Source organism: Pseudomonas sp. LBUM1666 (assembly GCF_059695775.1).
The window spans coordinates 219,388-236,000 of the sequence record NZ_CP166789.1; the positions used below are offsets into that span (position 1 = coordinate 219,388).

General features: G+C 59.5%; 17 protein-coding genes. 6 read left to right on the top strand and 11 right to left on the bottom strand.

Annotated features, from left to right (window positions below; all coding sequences use genetic code 11):
* Nucleotides 1-7: 7 nt before the first annotated feature.
* The 6 genes from ACA056_RS00965 to ACA056_RS00990 form a co-directional block, all read right to left on the bottom strand.
* Entirely contained in the window at nucleotides 8-1,249 is a 1,242-nt protein-coding gene (locus ACA056_RS00965) for an SfnB family sulfur acquisition oxidoreductase (protein WP_497269834.1), read from the bottom strand.
* 333 nt (nucleotides 1,250-1,582) lie between these two features.
* Nucleotides 1,583-2,347, bottom strand: a complete 765-nt coding sequence (locus ACA056_RS00970) for a hypothetical protein (RefSeq protein WP_497269836.1) — start codon at nucleotides 2,345-2,347, stop codon at nucleotides 1,583-1,585.
* A 502-nt stretch (nucleotides 2,348-2,849) separates the two neighbouring features.
* Nucleotides 2,850-3,605: an L-cystine ABC transporter ATP-binding protein TcyN gene (gene tcyN, locus ACA056_RS00975; RefSeq protein ID WP_497269838.1), complete on the bottom strand. Its 756-nt coding sequence runs from the start codon at nucleotides 3,603-3,605 to the stop codon at nucleotides 2,850-2,852.
* Between the two features lie 4 nt (nucleotides 3,606-3,609).
* Nucleotides 3,610-4,275 carry a cystine ABC transporter permease gene (gene tcyL / locus ACA056_RS00980; RefSeq protein ID WP_033058489.1) on the bottom strand — a complete coding sequence of 222 codons (666 nt, stop codon included), beginning with the start codon at nucleotides 4,273-4,275 and terminating at the stop codon, nucleotides 3,610-3,612.
* A complete protein-coding gene (gene tcyJ / locus ACA056_RS00985) occupies nucleotides 4,275-5,075 on the bottom strand; it encodes a cystine ABC transporter substrate-binding protein (RefSeq protein WP_497269840.1) in 801 nt (266 codons plus the stop codon). Before tcyJ ends, tcyL begins: the two co-directional genes overlap by 1 nt.
* A 228-nt stretch (nucleotides 5,076-5,303) precedes the next feature.
* On the bottom strand, nucleotides 5,304-6,296 hold the full coding sequence (locus tag ACA056_RS00990) for a D-cysteine desulfhydrase (RefSeq protein ID WP_497269842.1): 993 nt from the start codon (nucleotides 6,294-6,296) through the stop codon (nucleotides 5,304-5,306).
* A gap of 190 nt (nucleotides 6,297-6,486) precedes the next feature.
* Between ACA056_RS00990 and epsC the strand changes: the two genes are divergently transcribed.
* A complete protein-coding gene (epsC, locus tag ACA056_RS00995; protein WP_497269844.1) occupies nucleotides 6,487-7,413 on the top strand; it encodes a serine O-acetyltransferase EpsC in 927 nt (308 codons plus the stop codon).
* A 302-nt stretch (nucleotides 7,414-7,715) separates the two neighbouring features.
* Nucleotides 7,716-9,671 carry a choline transporter BetT gene (gene betT, locus ACA056_RS01000; protein ID WP_497273471.1) on the top strand — a complete coding sequence of 652 codons (1,956 nt, stop codon included), beginning with the start codon at nucleotides 7,716-7,718 and terminating at the stop codon, nucleotides 9,669-9,671.
* A gap of 25 nt (nucleotides 9,672-9,696) precedes the next feature.
* On the opposite strand, the gene ACA056_RS01005 is transcribed toward betT, so the two are convergent.
* Both ACA056_RS01005 and ACA056_RS01010 read right to left on the bottom strand, forming a co-directional pair.
* On the bottom strand, nucleotides 9,697-9,957 hold the full coding sequence (locus tag ACA056_RS01005) for a hypothetical protein (protein WP_497269846.1): 261 nt from the start codon (nucleotides 9,955-9,957) through the stop codon (nucleotides 9,697-9,699).
* 136 nt (nucleotides 9,958-10,093) lie between these two features.
* On the bottom strand, nucleotides 10,094-10,834 hold the full coding sequence (locus tag ACA056_RS01010; RefSeq protein WP_497269848.1) for an SDR family oxidoreductase: 741 nt from the start codon (nucleotides 10,832-10,834) through the stop codon (nucleotides 10,094-10,096).
* Between the two features lie 129 nt (nucleotides 10,835-10,963).
* Here ACA056_RS01010 and ACA056_RS01015 point away from each other — a divergent pair, with 129 nt between their 5' ends.
* From ACA056_RS01015 to mgrA, 4 genes are all read left to right on the top strand, one after another.
* Entirely contained in the window at nucleotides 10,964-11,854 is an 891-nt protein-coding gene (locus ACA056_RS01015) for a LysR family transcriptional regulator (protein WP_497269850.1), read from the top strand.
* Between the two features lie 129 nt (nucleotides 11,855-11,983).
* Complete coding sequence (locus tag ACA056_RS01020; protein ID WP_497273472.1) at nucleotides 11,984-12,166, top strand: type II toxin-antitoxin system HicA family toxin; 183 nt, start codon at nucleotides 11,984-11,986, stop codon at nucleotides 12,164-12,166.
* Entirely contained in the window at nucleotides 12,163-12,627 is a 465-nt protein-coding gene (locus tag ACA056_RS01025) for a type II toxin-antitoxin system HicB family antitoxin (protein ID WP_497269852.1), read from the top strand. The genes ACA056_RS01020 and ACA056_RS01025 overlap by 4 nt, the downstream gene beginning before the upstream one ends.
* 120 nt (nucleotides 12,628-12,747) lie before the next feature.
* Nucleotides 12,748-13,785 carry an L-glyceraldehyde 3-phosphate reductase gene (gene mgrA / locus ACA056_RS01030; protein WP_282483092.1) on the top strand — a complete coding sequence of 346 codons (1,038 nt, stop codon included), beginning with the start codon at nucleotides 12,748-12,750 and terminating at the stop codon, nucleotides 13,783-13,785.
* 205 nt (nucleotides 13,786-13,990) lie between these two features.
* Here mgrA and tauD read toward each other — a convergent pair whose 3' ends face one another.
* The 3 genes from tauD to tauB all read right to left on the bottom strand — a co-directional run bounded on the left by tauD (nucleotide 13,991) and on the right by tauB (nucleotide 16,602).
* Nucleotides 13,991-14,833, bottom strand: coding sequence for a taurine dioxygenase (gene tauD / locus ACA056_RS01035; RefSeq protein ID WP_497269854.1), 843 nt, complete (start codon nucleotides 14,831-14,833; stop codon nucleotides 13,991-13,993).
* A 144-nt stretch (nucleotides 14,834-14,977) separates the two neighbouring features.
* Nucleotides 14,978-15,811, bottom strand: a complete 834-nt coding sequence (tauC, locus tag ACA056_RS01040; RefSeq protein ID WP_497269856.1) for a taurine ABC transporter permease TauC — start codon at nucleotides 15,809-15,811, stop codon at nucleotides 14,978-14,980.
* Nucleotides 15,808-16,602 carry a taurine ABC transporter ATP-binding subunit gene (gene tauB / locus ACA056_RS01045; RefSeq protein WP_497269858.1) on the bottom strand — a complete coding sequence of 265 codons (795 nt, stop codon included), beginning with the start codon at nucleotides 16,600-16,602 and terminating at the stop codon, nucleotides 15,808-15,810. The genes tauC and tauB overlap by 4 nt, the downstream gene beginning before the upstream one ends.
* Nucleotides 16,603-16,613: the final 11 nt, after the last annotated feature.

Genomic DNA, 16,613 nt, shown 5'->3' on the forward strand with positions numbered 1-16,613 from the left:
CTGGTCGTTAAATCCAGGAGTGGCGAGCGGGTAAAGTGCCGTTCAGGTGATACGTCCCGACTGCGTGGTATTTCCAGCGTACGGGGTCGTGCAACGTGTGCACGCGGGCGTTGCGCCAGTGGCGGTCGAGGTTGAATTCGGCGAGGGTGGCGCGGCTGCCGGCCAGTTCGAACAGCTTTTCGCTGGCCAGCAGCGAGATCTCGGTGGTCAGCACTTTGGCTTCGGCCACGGCAATCGAGGCGCGGGCGGCGGACTCGGCGGTGAGTGGCGCGGCGTTGACCTGATCGAGCACTTGCCCGGCCTTGCGCAGCAGCGCTTCGGCGGCGTGCAGTTCGATCTTCAGCTTGCCGATGTCGGCGATCACATAGAGGTCGTCGCTGGCCCGTTCGACCTTGGCGTCGATCCACGGCCGTGCACGGGTTTTCACGAACTCGATCGCATCGTCGATGGCGCCCCGGGCGATGCCGGCGTCAATGGCTGCTTGAATCAGCTGCGACACTGCACCTTGTATGTTCGGGTTGTCATTGATCTTCCAGTTGTCCACCACCAGCTCGGCGTCGACCTGCACGTTGTTGAGCAAAATGGTGCCACTGGCGGTGGTGCGTTGGCCGAAGCCCGACCAGTCATCAACGATGCGCAGGCCTGGTGTACCGCGGCGGACGAAGGCCAGCACTTGTTTGCCGTCGTCGTTCAGCGCCTTGACGGCGACCCAGTGGGCGAACAGGGCGCCGGTGGAATAGAACTTCTGCCCGTTGAGGACGAAGCCGTCGCCGCTGGCGGTGATTCGCGCCTTGAGTTCAAGGGTGTTTTTGGTGCCGCGTTCAGGTCCCGCGTTACCGATTCGCCAGCCGTCGAGCACGCTTTTGAACAGCTGTTTTTTCTGCGATTCAGTGGCGCTGCCGAGCACCAGGTTGAGAATGCCGAACTGGTTCTGCGGGATCTGCCCCAATGCCGGGTCGGCCGCGGAAATGATCGCGAAGACTTCGGCAACGGTGACGAATGAAACCTGCGGGCCACCGTACTCGCGTGGGATGGCAATGCTGCCCAGGCCGCTACGGGTGAACTGTTCGATTTCCGACCATGGCAGCTTGCGCTGCTGGTCGCGTTTGGCCGCTTGCAGGCGGGCGACTTGCGCCAGTTCATGGGCGGCCTTGATGGCTTGTGCGTCGTTGCGCAAGACCTGCGCGGGCAACAACAGGGGGGCGATGTCCAGATCACTCTGGACGATTGCATCTGCCAGACTGGACATCAGTGCCGCTCCTTGGCTGCACGCAATGCCCTGGCGATCTGCACTGGGGTGATTGTGTTCCGGACCATACCTACCTCACATCTCATGGAAACGCCGCGATGGTTGCGACGAACGAAAACAAGAATGTCCGGTGGTCCGGTGCATATACCCTAAGCGTGTATAAAAAATTAATAAACTAACTTTTAGGAATATGCATAGAAGGGGCTTCAATAGGCTGAGCGCGGCCCCTGTGGGAGCGAGCTTGCTCGCGAAAGCGGTGTGTCAGGCAACATTGATGTTGACTGACACGGCCTCATCGCGAGCAAACTCGCTCCCACAGGGTGGGCGGTGTTTTCACTTCTTGCGAGGTTCGGCGGCCATGAGTATCTCCTTTGGCCGGGCCTTCAAATACGGATTGGCGCAACCGATCTTCAGCCTGCGCGGTGGTGCCCAGCGGGAGTTGTTACCCACCCGGTCGAGGATGCAATAAGTCACTTCCAGCCGCAGGTCTTCGCCGGCTTCGAGAATGATCGCTGGCGGCACCCAGACCTGGATCGGCTGGCCGACATCGCCGGCCTTGAGTCGTGGCAGATCCATGCGCACATCGCCCCAGCGCAGGGTGATTTCGTCGTCGGCGGCCATGTTCAGGTAAGGCTCGATGGTCAACGGAACCCCGCGCTTGATCTGGTTCGGATTGACCCCCTGACGGCGAATGGTCTCAGGGATGTTCACGGGCTCCAGACTCTGGTTTTCATCGCCGCACAGCGCCGACGGTTGGCCGCCGGGGCAGTCGAGTTTGACCTGCACTCGTCTGGTGGCCGAAAGGGTTGGCCCTTGCCCGATCTGCATGATCCGGTAGTGAACGCGCGAGGTGCCATTGGCGATGAAGCTCTCGGGCACACGCAGTTGGACCGGTTGGCCGACATCGTTGGCCGTCAGCACTCTGGAGGCCACGTAGCAGTTATCCCAGAACAGTTCGATCAGGTCGCCTTCGTCCATGCCGGAGTAGGGCGCCACATCGATCAGCAGGCGCGCCGCCGAGGTGATGTTGATGCAGGTCTTGTGAGATTGCGCCAGGGTCGGGGCCGCAAGTTCGGGTTTGTTCGAAGTGCTTGTCATGGGGTTTCTCCTTGAAGCCTTGCAGCGAAAGTCCGTTTCTGAAAGTTCGAAAGGCGTGAATTACCAAGCAACAAAGTTATTCGCTATTTGTGAGGTTAAATAATGAACGAGTTTGAGGTTCAACGCCTGCTGGAGACTAGATAAGAGTGCGCTTGAATAGGTGTCAATAGAGTTGGCTAGTTAAGTTTGGGATCTAGCGTTATTCAGAAAAATCCTACGCATTGAAGTTAATAAGCTGCACTGCTCTGTCGAACTTGACCTTGTTTTATGGGCTTTCAGTGCGTTATTGACGGCGAAGCCCGGTTCGGTGAGGGCGCTGGGTTTGGCGAATTTTAGGCGGGGTTATTCTGTTGCAGGACATATATATGTACCGCACACAGCTGTAAAAAATCATCTATTGTTCAGGTGGATGAATAAACGAAGAGAGCGTAGCGAGGGATTTTTTTAGTAGGGGTAGTTGTCACTTCCATCCGTGGAAGTTAACAAGTAGTGAAGCGATGTTTCAGTGGTGAGCGTTATTCAGGAACTTGCTGAGGAACTGCTTCGTCCGCTCTTCTTTCGGATTGGCAAACAGGGCCTTGGCTTCGCCTTGTTCGACGATCACACCCTTGTCGAAAAACACCACGCGGTTCGCCACGTCCCGGGCAAAGCCCATTTCGTGGGTGACGATGACCATGGTGCGTCGCTCTTCGGCGAGGCTGCGGATGGTCGCCAGCACTTCACCCACCAGCTCCGGGTCGAGGGCTGAGGTAGGTTCGTCGAACAGAATCACTTCCGGCTCCATCGCCAGCGCGCGGGCAATCGCCACACGCTGTTGCTGACCACCGGAAAGGCGTCGCGGGTACGCGTCTTCCTTGCCCGCCAAGCCAACCCGGGCCAACAGCTTTTTGCCCAGGGCAACGGCTTCGGCGCGTGGGATTTTTTTCACCACGATCGGGCCTTCGATGACGTTTTCCAGGGCGGTGCGATGAGGAAACAGATTGAAGCTCTGGAACACGAAACCCACGTGCTGGCGCAAACGGCGCACCAGGCCTTGCTGCTGGTTCAGCGGACGGCTGCCATCGATCTCGATGTCACCGACCTTGATCCGGCCGCTGGTGGGTTCTTCCAGAAAATTCAGGCAACGCAGGAACGTGGTCTTGCCCGAGCCGCTAGGCCCGATGATCGCCACCACCTCGCCTTCCTTCACTTGCAGATCGATGCCGTTGAGCACCACTTGACCCTTGAACTGCTTTGTCAGTTTTTCCACGACAATCATTGGGTCAGGACTCCAGGTCGTGCCGATTGACCCGTGCTTCCAACTGGTTCTGCAGGTGCGAAAGCACCGTGGCCAGAATCCAGTAGATCAGCGCGGCGGCCAGATACATGGTGAAAATTTCAAAGGTACGGGCGGTAATCAGCTGCGCCTGACGGAACAGTTCCGGCACCTGAATGGTGGCTGCCAGTGCGGTGTCCTTCACAAGCGAAATGAAACTGTTGCCCAGCGGTGGCAGAGCCGTGCGCATCGCTTGCGGCAGGATGGCCCGGCGCAGGGTCTGCGCGCGGGTCATGCCGATACTCGCGGCGGCTTCCCACTGACCGCGCTCGATAGAGCTGATCGCGGCGCGGAGGATTTCGCAGGCGTAGGCCGCCATGTTCAGCGAGAAGCCGATCAGGGCCGCCGGCAGCGGATCAAGTTCGATGCCCAATTGCGGCAAGCCGTAATAGATCACGAACAGTTGCACCAGCAACGGCGTGCCGCGAAAGAACGACACGTAGATGCGGGCGATCCAGCTCACCAGTTTGAAGCGCGACAGGCGCATCAGTGCCAGGCCGAAGCCCATCACCAGGCCGAAGAACATCCCGCCCAGGCTCAAGATCACCGTGTAGTACGCGCCCTTCAGCAAGAAGGGCGCGGAGTCCAGCGCGAGTTGGAAAGCCTCTTCCATTATTGAGTGACGTCAGCGCTGAAGTATTTTTCCGAAAGCTTTTTCAGCGTGCCATCGGCGCGCAGCTTGTCGATGGCCTTGTTCACCGCGGCCAGCAGCTCAGGCTCGCCTTTGCGCAGGGCGATACCGGCTTCCTGGCGGGAGAACGCTTCGCCGGCGGCGGTGGTGTCCTTGGCCTTCTTGGCGTATTCCAGCGCGGCCAGACGGTCGATCAGAATGGCGTCGATGCGGCCGACACGCAGATCCTGGAACTTGGTCGGATCATCGTCGTAGGTCTTGATGATGGCTTTTGGCTGATTGTCCTTGAGCCACTGCTCGTAGTTGGTGCCCAAGCCTACACCGACTTTTTTTCCGGCCAGATCGGCGGCAGACTTGATGTTCAGCTCCGCAGCCTTCTTGGTCAGCACCAGCGCCTGAATCCCGGAAACGGTGTACGGCTCGGAGAAGTCATACTTCTTCTTGCGCTCGTCCGAGATGGTCACCTGGTTGATCACGGCGTCCAGACGTTTGGATTCCAGCGCCGCAAGGATGCCGTCCCATTTGGTCGGCTGCAGCTTGACCTTCACGCCCAGCTCTTTGGCCAGGGCTTCGGAAAACTCGACTTCGAAGCCGGCCAGTTTGCCGTCGGCGTCTACGAAACTGAACGGTGGGTAAGTGCCTTCCAGGCCCACGTTGATCACGCCAGCGTCTTTGATTTTTTGCAGCTGCTCACCAGCAACCGCTTGCCCCAGCAGACCGGCGCTCAGCGCCAGGCCCAGCGAACCTACCAGCAGATTTCGTCGTAGTGCGGAAAAATTCATGACAAGCCCCTGTGTTTTCTTATGAAGACGCTTTTAGGAATGTTGGCAAATTCGGGATTTGAACGACTGCAATATCCTGCCCTAAAGCATCGTATGCGTCTCGCTGCAAATTCGCCTGCGGCGTGACTATATGATGGCGCTTTTAGATAGGAAAATAATAAATATAAACTTTGTTATTCTTTTTTGAGCTAAGTGATCGCTCCCACGCAGGAGCGTGGGAACGATCAATTACAGAAAGTCTTTGTAGGCAAACAGTGCCGGCGCCCCGCCGGTGTGCAGGAAGATGATCGGGCCGTCATTGAAGCGCTGGCGGCCGATGCCATCGAGCAAACCCGCCATGGCCTTGCCGGTATAAACCGGGTCCAGCAGCAAACCTTCCTGACTCGCCACCAGCTTCACGGCTGCCAACGTCCCGGCATTCGGTTCGCCGTAGCGCGGGGCGAAATATTCGTCCCATAACTCGACCTTGAAACTCGCTGGCAGGCTCACGCCCAGCAGCTCGGCAGTGCGTTCGGCGAGGCCTTGGACTTTCGGGCGCTGGTCTTCGTCGCTGCGAGAAACCGTGACACCAATCACTGGCAAATCCGGCAGTGCTTCGCTCAACGCCAACGCCAGACCGCTATGCGTCCCGGCACTGCCCGAGGCCAGGACCACGGCGGCGAATTGCAGGCCGGTGTCCTTGATCTGTTCGGCCAGTTCCAGCCCGGCGCGCACATAACCCAACGCGCCCAGCGCATTGGAGCCGCCAATCGGCACCAGATACGGCTTTTTGCCGTTGTTGCGCAGACGGTCGGCCAGCGATTGCAGTTGCTCGTCGGCGTTGTCGAGGTTTTCCACCAGTTCGACCTTGGCATCAAACAGGTCGAGCAGCAGCCGATTGCCGTTGCCGAGGTAGTTGGCATCGTCCGTGCCTAGCGGGTTTTCCAGTAGCGCGACGCAGCCCAGGCCAAGCCTGGCTGCAATGGCGGCGGTCTGACGCACGTGGTTGGACTGAAGCGCGCCGGCGGTGATCAGCGTGTCGGCGCCCTGGGCCAAGGCATCGGCCGCTAGGTATTCGAGTTTGCGCAGCTTGTTGCCGCCCATGGCCAGGGGTGTCAGGTCATCGCGTTTGACGTACACATCACGGCCGAGCCAGGTCGACAGCCGTTCGAGTTTTTCAAGCGCGGTAGGGTGGCCGAGGAGGTCGAGGCGGTTAAAGCGGGCAAGCTGTTGTTTGATCATGGGTCCGTACTGGCCAAGGGAGATGTCAGGACTATAGGCACGCCTATATGCCTGGGCAACCGCCAATCGCTTATATCCAAACGTGCTGAACACAGCACAATTGGTTCTTAATTCGGCTTCCAGACCTTGCCGTAAAGTAATCGCCGATAACGCGGCCAGACAGTCCGGCCGCCCGTGAGGAGTTTTTACCGTGAGCGAGCGTTCCAGTCATTGGCAGTTGCAGACCATCGTCAGTCAACTGCGTACTGCGCGTGACCAGTGGCGCGCACAAAACGGCCGCGCCAGCGGCGAGCAGGGCGGTCGGGAGTTACCTTCCCGTGCCGCCATGGCGGAGATTCTTGAAGCGCTGTGCGGTGCGCTATTCCCGATGCGTCTGGGACCGGTGGATTTGCGTGAGGAGAGCGAAGACTTCTACGTCGGCCACACCCTGGATGTCGCGTTGAATGCGTTGCTGGCCCAGGCGCGACTCGAATTGCGTTACGCCGCTCGCCACAGCGCCGAGGCCGACACTGAAGTCGAGGCCAAGACCATTGCGATCATTCAGGACTTCGCCCTCGCGTTGCCGGGGCTGCGCAGCTTGCTGGACACCGATGTGCTGGCGGCCTATCACGGCGATCCGGCAGCCCGTAGCGTCGATGAAGTGTTGCTGTGCTATCCGGGCATTCTGGCGGTGATTCACCATCGTCTGGCGCACCATTTGTACCGCGCGGGGCTGCCGCTGCTGGCACGGATCAGCGCGGAAATCGCCCACTCGTCCACTGGCATCGACATTCACCCAGGCGCGCAGATTGGTCGCAGCTTCTTCATCGATCACGGGACGGGTGTGGTGATCGGCGAAACCGCCATTATTGGCGAGCGTGTGCGGATTTATCAGGCCGTGACGTTGGGCGCCAAGCGCTTCCCGGCGGATGAAGACGGTCAGTTGCAGAAGGGGCAGCCGCGACATCCGATCGTCGAGGATGACGTGGTGATCTATGCCGGTGCGACGATTCTGGGGCGGATCACCATCGGCAAGGGCTCGACCATTGGCGGCAATGTCTGGCTGACCCGCAGCGTGCCGGCGGGGAGCAATCTGACTCAGGCGAATCTGCAGCATGATGACGGGGCGCAGAAGTAAGCCCGTCAGCTGACTGATCGTTCCCACGCGGGAGCGTGGGAACGATCATCGATCGCCATAACTCCAACGCCATACCCATCCTTGAGCTAGCGTACGAACAGTACCGCCGAGCCTTGCGATTAGTCCTTAGCACCCTATTCATGTTTAACTTGAACGCTCATTCAAGTTAAACCGCCGGTTTGCTGCCCGCTCACAACAGGAGGCTTGCCTTTGCCGAGTCCGTTATTGATTGCCCTGTTTCACCCCCTTGAGGTGCACCTTTCATGAGTGCATCGCCCACCCCCGCTAGCGGTCAGGTCCGCATGAATCCGCCGGTGTTTTACTTCTCGGCGACGTTCATTTTGCTGTTTGGCATCATCGTCATCGCCATGCCTGAACAGGCCGGCGCCTGGCTTCTGGAAGCACAAAACTGGGCGGCCAACACGGTCGGCTGGTACTACATGCTCGCGATGACCCTGTATCTGGTCTTCGTGGTGGTCACCGCCTTGTCCGGCTACGGCAAGATCAAGCTCGGTGCCGACCACGACGAACCCGAATTCAGTTACCTGTCCTGGGCCGGCATGCTGTTCGCCGCCGGAATCAGCATCACGCTGTTCTTCTTTTGCGTGTCCGAACCGCTGACCCATTTGGCGCAACCCCCGCAAGGCGAGGCCGGCACGGCGGATGCAGCGCGTCAGGCGATGCAGATTCTGTTTCTGCACTGGGGCCTGCACGGCTGGGGCGTGTTCGCCTTTGTCGGCATGGCGCTGGCCTACTTCGCTTATCGCCATAACCTGCCGCTGGCCCTGCGTTCGGCGCTCTATCCGCTGATCGGCAAGCGCATCAACGGCCCCATCGGTTACGCGGTGGACGGCTTCGGCATCATCGCCACAGTGTTCGGCCTCGGTGCTGACATGGGCTTTGGTGTGTTGCACCTCAACTCGGGTCTGGACTACCTGTTCGGCATCGCTCACACCCAGTGGATTCAGGTCGGCTTGATCACGCTGATGATGGGCGCGGCGATCATCGTCGCGGTGTCCGGCGTCGATAAGGGCGTGCGCGTGATGTCTGACATCAACATGCTGCTGGCCTGCGCGCTGCTGCTGTTCGTGTTATTCGCCGGCCCGACTCAGCATTTGCTCAACACCTTGATCCAGAACATCGGCGACTACCTCGGTGCGTTGCCGATGAAGAGTTTCGACCTGTATGCCTACGACAAACCCAGTGACTGGCTGGGCGGTTGGACGGTGTTCTACTGGGCCTGGTGGATCGCATGGTCGCCGTTCGTGGGCCTGTTCATCGCACGGATTTCCCGTGGCCGGACCATCCGCGAATTCGTCTTCGGCGTGCTGTTGATCCCGCTCGGCTTCACCCTCGCGTGGATGTCGATCTTTGGCAACAGCGCTATCGATCAAGTCCTCAACCATGGCATGAGCGCGCTCGGTATGTCGGCCATCGATAACCCATCGATGACCCTTTACCTGCTGCTGGAAACCTATCCGTGGAGCAAAACCGTCATCGCGGTCACGGTGTTCATCAGCTTCGTGTTCTTCGTCACCTCGGCCGACTCCGGCACCGTGGTGTTGTCGACACTGTCCGCCAAGGGCGGCAACCCGGATGAAGACGGGCCGAAATGGCTGCGAGTGTTCTGGGGCGCAATGACCGCGTTGGTGACCAGTGCGCTGCTGTTTTCCGGCAGCATCGATGCACTGAAGTCAGCGGTGGTGCTGACCTCGTTGCCGTTCTCGATGATCTTGCTGCTGATGATGTGGGGGCTGCACAAGGCGTTCTACCTGGAGTCGCAGAAGCAGATCGCGCAACTGCATTCGCTGGCACCGGTGTCCGGCTCGCGGCGTGGCGGCTGGCGTCAACGCTTGACGCAGGCCGTGCACTTCCCGTCTCGCGATGAGGTTTACCGCTTCCTCGATACGACGGTGCGCCCAGCGATTGAAGAAGTGAGCGCCGTGTTCGTCGAGAAGGGCTTGAACGTGGTCACTCAGCCCGACCCGGCCAACGACAACGTCAGCCTGGAAATCGGTCACGGCGAGGAGCATCCGTTTATCTATCAAGTGCAGATGCGTGGCTATTTCACGCCGTCGTTTGCCCGTGGCGGCATGGGTTCCAAGGAACTCAACAACCGTCGTTATTACCGGGCTGAAGTGCATCTTGCAGAGGGCAGTCAGGACTACGATCTGGTGGGTTACACCAAGGAGCAGATCATCAACGACATCCTCGATCAGTACGAACGGCACATGCAGTTTTTGCATTTGGTGCGTTGATCGAGAACCGATGGCGCCGGGCCTTTCAGGTCTCGGCGCTCAACACCATGTACAGCACCAGCGCCGCCACCGGCACACTGAACACCACCGTGCCGATCATCAGTTCCGAACTCAGTGACTGGCCGGCCGTGACCATGCCAACGGCGCCGTTGATCATCGTCAGCGCCAGCCACAGGACCACGAAGCTGTAGGTCAGTGTCTGTTGGCTAAAGCCGATTTTTTCGCCGATGAACAACATCAGCGCCAGGAGGATCAGGCCGAAGGTGATGATGATCGTTGTGTGCATGGGTGGGTTCCGCCCTTCAAATGTGTGTTGCTTTTGGTGCCGCCTTCGCGAGCAGGCTCGCTCTCACAAGGTCGTCGCAATCCTGTGGGAGCGAGCCTGCTCGCGAAAGGGGCACTGCGGTGTCAAGTGAGCATAGTTAAACCAGCCCGCCGTTGACGCGCAGGATTTGCCCGTTGACCCACGCCGAATCAGGACCGACCAGGAAAGACACAACGCGAGCGATGTCTTCTGGCTGAGCCAGACGTTCCAGCGGTGCCATCTTGGCGAAGGTCTGGATCTGCTCTTCGCTCTTGCCGTGCAGAAACAGGTCAGTAGCCACCGGACCGGGGGCCACGGCGTTGACGGTGATGTTGCGCCCGCGCATTTCCTTGGCGAACACCTGGGTCAGGGACTCCACCGCCGCTTTGCTGGCGATGTACACCGCATAGCCCGGCAGGTTCATGCCGACGGTGCTGCTGGAGAAGTTGATGATCCGCCCACCAGCGTTCAAGCGCGTCGCCGCTTCACGCAGGGTGTTGAAGGTGCCGCGAGCGTGGATGTTGAAGTTCTGGTCGAACAGCTCGTCCGTGTGTTGCGCCAGCGGCAGGACTTTAAGGATGCCGGCGTTGTTGACCAGCACATCGACCTTGCCCAGTTGTGTTTCGGTCTCGTCGAACAGCCGGCGCACGTCGTCGGCGTTCGCTACATCCGCTTTGATCGCTATGGCCTGGTGGCCGGCCTGACGCAAGTTCACAACCAGCTTTGATGCCTCAGTGGCGCTGCTGGCGTAATTGATGGCAACGGCGAAACCTTCACTGGCCAGTTGTTTGGCGATCACAGCGCCGATGCCGCGGGAGGCGCCGGTCACGATGGCAACTTTTGAAGTTTGGTTCGTCATGGCGGTGATTCCTTTGAAGTTGATGGCTTGGGGTGAAGCCAGATTCACATGTTTACTCAGGCCGATAAATGCACGAGAGTTGCCTTGACTGTTCAATAATCGCCAACAATCGACCACCAGGAGACCCGCGTGGATCAAGTAAAAGCGATGAAGGTTTTCGTGCGGATCTACGAGCGCAGCAGCTTCACGCTGGCTGCCGACGACCTGAACCTGCCGCGGGCGACGCTGACCCACACGCTGAATCAATTCGAAGCCTGGCTCGGTACGCGTTTACTGGAGCGAAGTACTCGCAAGGTGCGTCCTACGCTGGATGGCGAGGCGTACTACCTGCGTTGCGTGCAGCTGCTGGCGGAACTGGAAGAAGCTGAACTGGCGTTTCGTAGCGTCGCACCGAAGGGCCGGTTGCGCGTGGATTTGCATGGCACGTTGGCCAAACACTTTGTGATCCCGGCATTGCCGCAGTTCATGGCGCGCTACCCGGACATCGAACTGTCCATCAGCGAGGCTGACCGCTTTGTCGACCTGATCGCCGAAGGCGTCGACTGCGTGCTGCGCGCCGGCACCTTGGGCGACTCCGCGCTGATCGGCCGCCGTGTCGCCAACCTGCGCCAAATCACCTGCGCCAGCCCGGCGTACGTGCGCAAATACGGCGAACCGAAAAGCCTCGAGGACCTGAAACATCATCGTGCCGTTAACTACGTCTCGCGCACGACTGCCAAGTTATTTCCCTTCGAATTCATGGTTGATGGCGAGCTGAAGGAAGTGGCTATCGATGGCGCGCTTTCAGTGTTCGGCGCGGAAATTTATGCGGCGTCGGCGATTGCCGGGTTGGGCCTGATCCAGTGCCCGCATTACCGAATGGAAACGCAGATTTCCCAGGGCTTGGTGCAGGAAATCCTGGTCGATACGCCGCCACCGCCGATGCCGGTTTCGGTGTTGTATCCGCACAACCGACACATGTCGCCACGGGTTCGGGTGTTTGTGGATTGGCTGGGGGAGGTGTTTGCGGGGGCACAGTAGCCGCTGGTCTATAGGGAAATCAGGCCTCTGCACGATAGGCTAATATTTATCAGAGTGTGTATGGTGTGTATTGGTGTGAAGCTTCGTCGCGTAGTGTGCGCAGAGATGCTGCCCACAAGGACGAAGGTGATGCGAAGTCGGGAAATGATCAGGATGATCGAGGAGGATGGTTGGTATCTGGTGGCCGTGAAAGTCAGCCATCATCAGTACAAGCATCCGTGCAAGCCAGGGAGGGTGACGATAAAGCACCCGGACTCGGATCTTCCAAAAGGAACGATCAACAGCATATTGAAACAGGCGGGTCTCAAATGAGCCCTGACACCGGATACGAAAGCCCCGAGCGGGCCACATCACAGGAAGGACTTACCGAAATGAAATTCCCGGTCGTTCTGCACAAGGATGCCGACTCAGAATACGGAGTAATTATCCCGGACGTGCCGGGTTGCTTCTCCGCAGGCGGTACTGTGGCGCAGGCATTTGAAAACGTGAAGGAAGCGCTGTCGTTGCACTACGAAGGCCTGGTGGCCGATGGCGATCCACTGCCGCAGGTGCGTGAGATTGACGCTCATCTTGATAACCCTGATTACGCGGGTGGCGTGTGGGCGGTGGTCGAATTTGATATCACGCCTTACTTCGGAAAGTCGGTGCGCTTCAATGCCACACTGCCTGAGCAGTTGCTTGAGCGTATCGATCAAACAGTCAGGCGGGATCAGCGGTACAGCTCAAGGTCTGGCTTTTTGGCTGCCGCCGCCCTGCGTGAGTTGTCGGCGTAAATGTTGTGAAACGTTTCAGCATTTTATCGAGTCCGAGGTTTATCGACGTTTGTCTGGGCGTATGCTGGGCAACTTGCGAAGCAGTCGATACCAACTTCAAGACAGACAAGAGAGGATTCGATGACCTACACCGCTGCCGAAAACCGCTACGACTCCATCCCTTACCGCCGCGTGGGTCGCAGCGGGCTGGTGCTGCCGGCACTGTCGCTGGGCCTGTGGCACAACTTCGGCGACAGCACGCCGATCGACACCCAGCGTTCGTTGCTGCGTACCGCGTTTGATCTTGGCATCAACCATTTCGACCTGGCCAACAACTACGGCCCGCCGTATGGCAGCGCCGAGATCAATTTCGGTCGTTTGTTGCGTGAAGACTTCAAGCAGTATCGCGACGAGCTGATTATCTCGAGCAAGGCCGGTTGGGACATGTGGGCCGGCCCTTATGGTCAGGGCGGCGGTTCGCGCAAATACGTGCTGGCCAGCCTTGACCAGAGCCTGCAGCGCCTGGGCCTGGACTACGTGGACATCTTCTATTCCCACCGCTTCGACCCGGACACGCCGCTGGAAGAAACCGCCAGCGCACTGGCCACCGCGGTACAACAGGGTAAGGCGTTGTACATCGGTATCTCCTCGTACTCGGGCGTTAAAACCCGTGAGATGGCCGCGCTGTTGAAAGAGTGGAAAGTCCCGTTGCTGATTCACCAACCGGCTTACAACCTGCTCAATCGTTGGGTGGAAAAAGACCTGCTGGATACGACGGACGAACTCGGTACGGGCGTGATTGCGTTTACGCCGTTGGCTCAGGGGTTGTTGACCGACAAGTACCTCAACGGTGTGCCGGCGGACGCGCGGGTCAATCGTCCGGGGGGTGGTTCGTTGCAGGCGGCGCACCTGTCCGAGGCCAACATCGCTCATGTGCGTGCGCTGAATGAGATCGCCAAGCGTCGCGGTCAGAGTCTGGCGCAGCTGGCATTGGCGTGGACGCTACGCGATCCGCGCGTGACGTCGGCGCTGATCGGTGCGAGCCGGCCGGAGCAGATTATCGAGAACGTCGGCGCGTTGAAGAATCTGAGCTTTAGCGCCGAAGAGCTGGCGGAAATTGACCGGTTTGCCCAGGAGGGCGGGGTTAATCTTTGGGAGAAGCCTTCGACGGCTGAATGACCTCAGGTTGGGGTGGGTCATTAAGATCCACCCCTCACCCCAGCCCTCTCCCCACGGGGGAGACGGGGAAAGGGAGCAGATCTTCAGTGGTTTCAAGGCCTGAGTTCGTCTCGATAATTCAGGTCGCAGCACGTCGAATTAACAACTCGGTCAGTCCCCTCGCCCCTCTGGGGAGAGGGTTAGGGTGAGGGGTGGTTTCAGAGTCTTACCGAAAAAACGGCACATCCCCCAACACCGTCGCCCGCTGCATCACCCGCCGCGCCGGCCGGTAGTCATCCACGGCGTAATGCTGTGTCACGCGGTTATCCCAAAATGCCACGTCGTCCTTCTGCCAGCGCCAGCGAATGGTAAATTCCGGCCGTGTCGCGTGGGCAAACAGAAACTTCAGAATCACCTCGCTTTCGGTTTCCGACAGCTCATTGATCTTCGACGTGAAGCCTTCATTGACGAACAACGACCGGCGTCCGCTCACTGGATGAGTGCGAATCACCGGGTGTGACAGCGGTGGATTCTTCCTCCGGGCTTCTTCCCACTGGGCCAAGGCTTCCGGCGTGTTGCCATAGCGCTCCAGCGGGAACGAACGAGTGAAATCGTGGGTGGCCGTCAGCCCTTCGAGCAAGGTTTTCATCGGCGCCGAAAGCGCTTCATACGCCGCGATACCGCTGGCCCACAGCGTGTCGCCACCAAACTCAGGTAACAACTTGGCGCTGAGCACCGCGCCCAGGGCCGGGGTCGGCAGGAAGGTTACGTCGGTGTGCCAAATCGCGTTGTCGCGCACGTCGGTGACGGCGGTGTCGAGGATCAGCACTTCCGGCTGTTCCGGCACATTCGGGTAGATCGGGTGAATGTGCAGGTCGCCGAAATTGGCGGCGAAACGTGCCTGCTGCTGCGGTGTGATCGGCTGATCGCGGAAGAACAACACTTGATGCTTGAGCAGCGCCTGCTCGATGGCGTCGCGCTGTTCCAGGTTCAGCGGTTGGCTGATATCGACGCCGCTTATTTGGGCGCCGAGGGCCGAGCTGAGGGGGACGATGGTCAGGTTACTCATGGTGATTCTCTTCAATCCGGAGCGCTGAGCTTTTGTAGGAGTGAGCCTGCTCGCGATAGCTGTCTGTCAGGCAACATCGCAGTGACTGACTCAACGCATTCGCGAGCAGGCTCACTCCCACAGGGTTTGTCACATGATGATTTTTCAGTGAGCCTGGCCATGCCACGGCACCAATTTGCGTTGCAGGGCGCGCAAGCCCATCTCCATGGCGAAGGCGATCAGCGCGATCACCAGAATCCCCAGCACCACCACATCGGTGACCAGGAACTGCGCGGCCGACTGCACCATGAAACCCAAACCACTGGTGGCGGCGATCAATTCGGCGGCGACCAGCGTCGACCAACCCACACCCAAGCCAATGCGCACACCGGTCAAAATGTCCGGCAGCGCACTCGGCAGAATCACATGGCGAATCAACTGCGCCCGGGTCGCGCCCAACGATTGCGCGGCGCGCAATTTGGCCGGGTCGACCGTGCGCACGCCGGTCGCGGTAGCGATGGCGATCGGGGCGAAGATCGCGAGGTAGATCAGCAAGACTTTCGACAGCTCACCGATGCCGCACCAAATCACGATCAGCGGCAGATAAGCCAGCGGTGGAATAGGGCGGTAGAACTCGATCAGCGGATCGAGAATGCCGCGAGCGATGCGGTTGTGGCCGATGGCGATTCCAACGGGCACGGCGGTCAGCACCGCGAAGCCCAGGCCCAGACCGATTCGGCTGAGACTCGCGCCAAGGTGTTGCCACAACGTTGAATCCATGTAGCCGGTGGTCACCAGCAGCCAGCCTTTTTGCAGCACCGCGGAGGGTGGCGGCAGGAACAGCGGTTCGATCATTCCTGTGGCGGTGACGGCCCACCAAATGACCACGAGTGCGACGAGCGTCAGCAGACTGATCCAGCGAGTACTGAGGCTGCGTCGAACAGGAATCACCGTCGAGTTCGTTTTGACCGTGACGGCCGGAATCTCATAGCTGCTCATACGGTCTCCTGCCGCTGGGCGGCGCTGCGTTGGGAGAACACTTTGGCGAGCACGTGTTCGCGGGTTTCGATAAAGCGCGGGTCGGATTTGATTGATCGAGCGGACTCACCGGCGGCGTAACGCTGACCGAAGTCCAGGCTCAGGCGTTCGACAATTTGCCCAGGGTTTGGCGCCAGCAGAATCAGGTCCGTGGCGAGGAACACCGCTTCTTCAATGTCGTGGGTAATCAGAAATACCGGTTTGGCGGTGCGCTGCCAGACTTGCAGCAGCAACTCCTGCATCTGTTCGCGGGTGAAGGCATCGAGGGCGCCGAAGGGTTCGTCCATCAGCAAAACCCGAGGATCGGCGGCGAGGGCGTGAGCCAGGCCGACACGTTGTTTCTGGCCGCCCGAGAGTTGCCAGATCCGACGACTTTCGAAGCCGGAAAGGTCCACCAGGGCGAGCATTTCCCGAGCGCGCAGTTCACGTTTTTCCCGCGCAATGCCGGCCAGTTCCAGACCGAAACCGACGTTGGCCAGCACGTCCTGCCAGGGCAGTAGGGCATCGTCCTGGAACACCACGCCGCGTTCGGCGCTCGGGCCTTTGACTGGCACGCCATCGAGAGTGATGCGCCCGGCGCTGGGCTCGACGAAACCGGCAATCAGGTTCAACAGCGAGGTCTTGCCACTGCCGGACGGGCCGAGGGCGACCAGCAATTGCTGGGGCCCAAGGCTCAGGGAAATATCCGCCAGTACCGGTTCGGCGGCGCCGGGGTACTGTGCGCTGATGCGCTCCAGCTGAAGCAAAGCCATTGCGGTTAACT

What these genes read in the sequence shown, in the direction of transcription:
- ACA056_RS00965 (WP_497269834.1), bottom strand. Translation starts at nt 1,249, where the DNA reads ATGTCCAGTCTGGCAGATGCAATCGTCCAGAGTGATCTGGACATCGCC.
- ACA056_RS00970 (WP_497269836.1), bottom strand. Translation starts at nt 2,347, where the DNA reads ATGACAAGCACTTCGAACAAACCCGAACTTGCGGCCCCGACCCTGGCG.
- tcyN (WP_497269838.1), bottom strand. Translation starts at nt 3,605, where the DNA reads ATGATTGTCGTGGAAAAACTGACAAAGCAGTTCAAGGGTCAAGTGGTG.
- tcyL (WP_033058489.1), bottom strand. Translation starts at nt 4,275, where the DNA reads ATGGAAGAGGCTTTCCAACTCGCGCTGGACTCCGCGCCCTTCTTGCTG.
- tcyJ (WP_497269840.1), bottom strand. Translation starts at nt 5,075, where the DNA reads ATGAATTTTTCCGCACTACGACGAAATCTGCTGGTAGGTTCGCTGGGC.
- ACA056_RS00990 (WP_497269842.1), bottom strand. Translation starts at nt 6,296, where the DNA reads ATGATCAAACAACAGCTTGCCCGCTTTAACCGCCTCGACCTCCTCGGC.
- betT (WP_497273471.1), top strand. Translation starts at nt 7,716, where the DNA reads ATGAATCCGCCGGTGTTTTACTTCTCGGCGACGTTCATTTTGCTGTTT.
- ACA056_RS01005 (WP_497269846.1), bottom strand. Translation starts at nt 9,957, where the DNA reads ATGCACACAACGATCATCATCACCTTCGGCCTGATCCTCCTGGCGCTG.
- ACA056_RS01010 (WP_497269848.1), bottom strand. Translation starts at nt 10,834, where the DNA reads ATGACGAACCAAACTTCAAAAGTTGCCATCGTGACCGGCGCCTCCCGC.
- ACA056_RS01020 (WP_497273472.1), top strand. Translation starts at nt 11,984, where the DNA reads ATGCGAAGTCGGGAAATGATCAGGATGATCGAGGAGGATGGTTGGTAT.
- ACA056_RS01025 (WP_497269852.1), top strand. Translation starts at nt 12,163, where the DNA reads ATGAGCCCTGACACCGGATACGAAAGCCCCGAGCGGGCCACATCACAG.
- mgrA (WP_282483092.1), top strand. Translation starts at nt 12,748, where the DNA reads ATGACCTACACCGCTGCCGAAAACCGCTACGACTCCATCCCTTACCGC.
- tauD (WP_497269854.1), bottom strand. Translation starts at nt 14,833, where the DNA reads ATGAGTAACCTGACCATCGTCCCCCTCAGCTCGGCCCTCGGCGCCCAA.
- tauC (WP_497269856.1), bottom strand. Translation starts at nt 15,811, where the DNA reads ATGAGCAGCTATGAGATTCCGGCCGTCACGGTCAAAACGAACTCGACG.
- tauB (WP_497269858.1), bottom strand. Translation starts at nt 16,602, where the DNA reads ATGGCTTTGCTTCAGCTGGAGCGCATCAGCGCACAGTACCCCGGCGCC.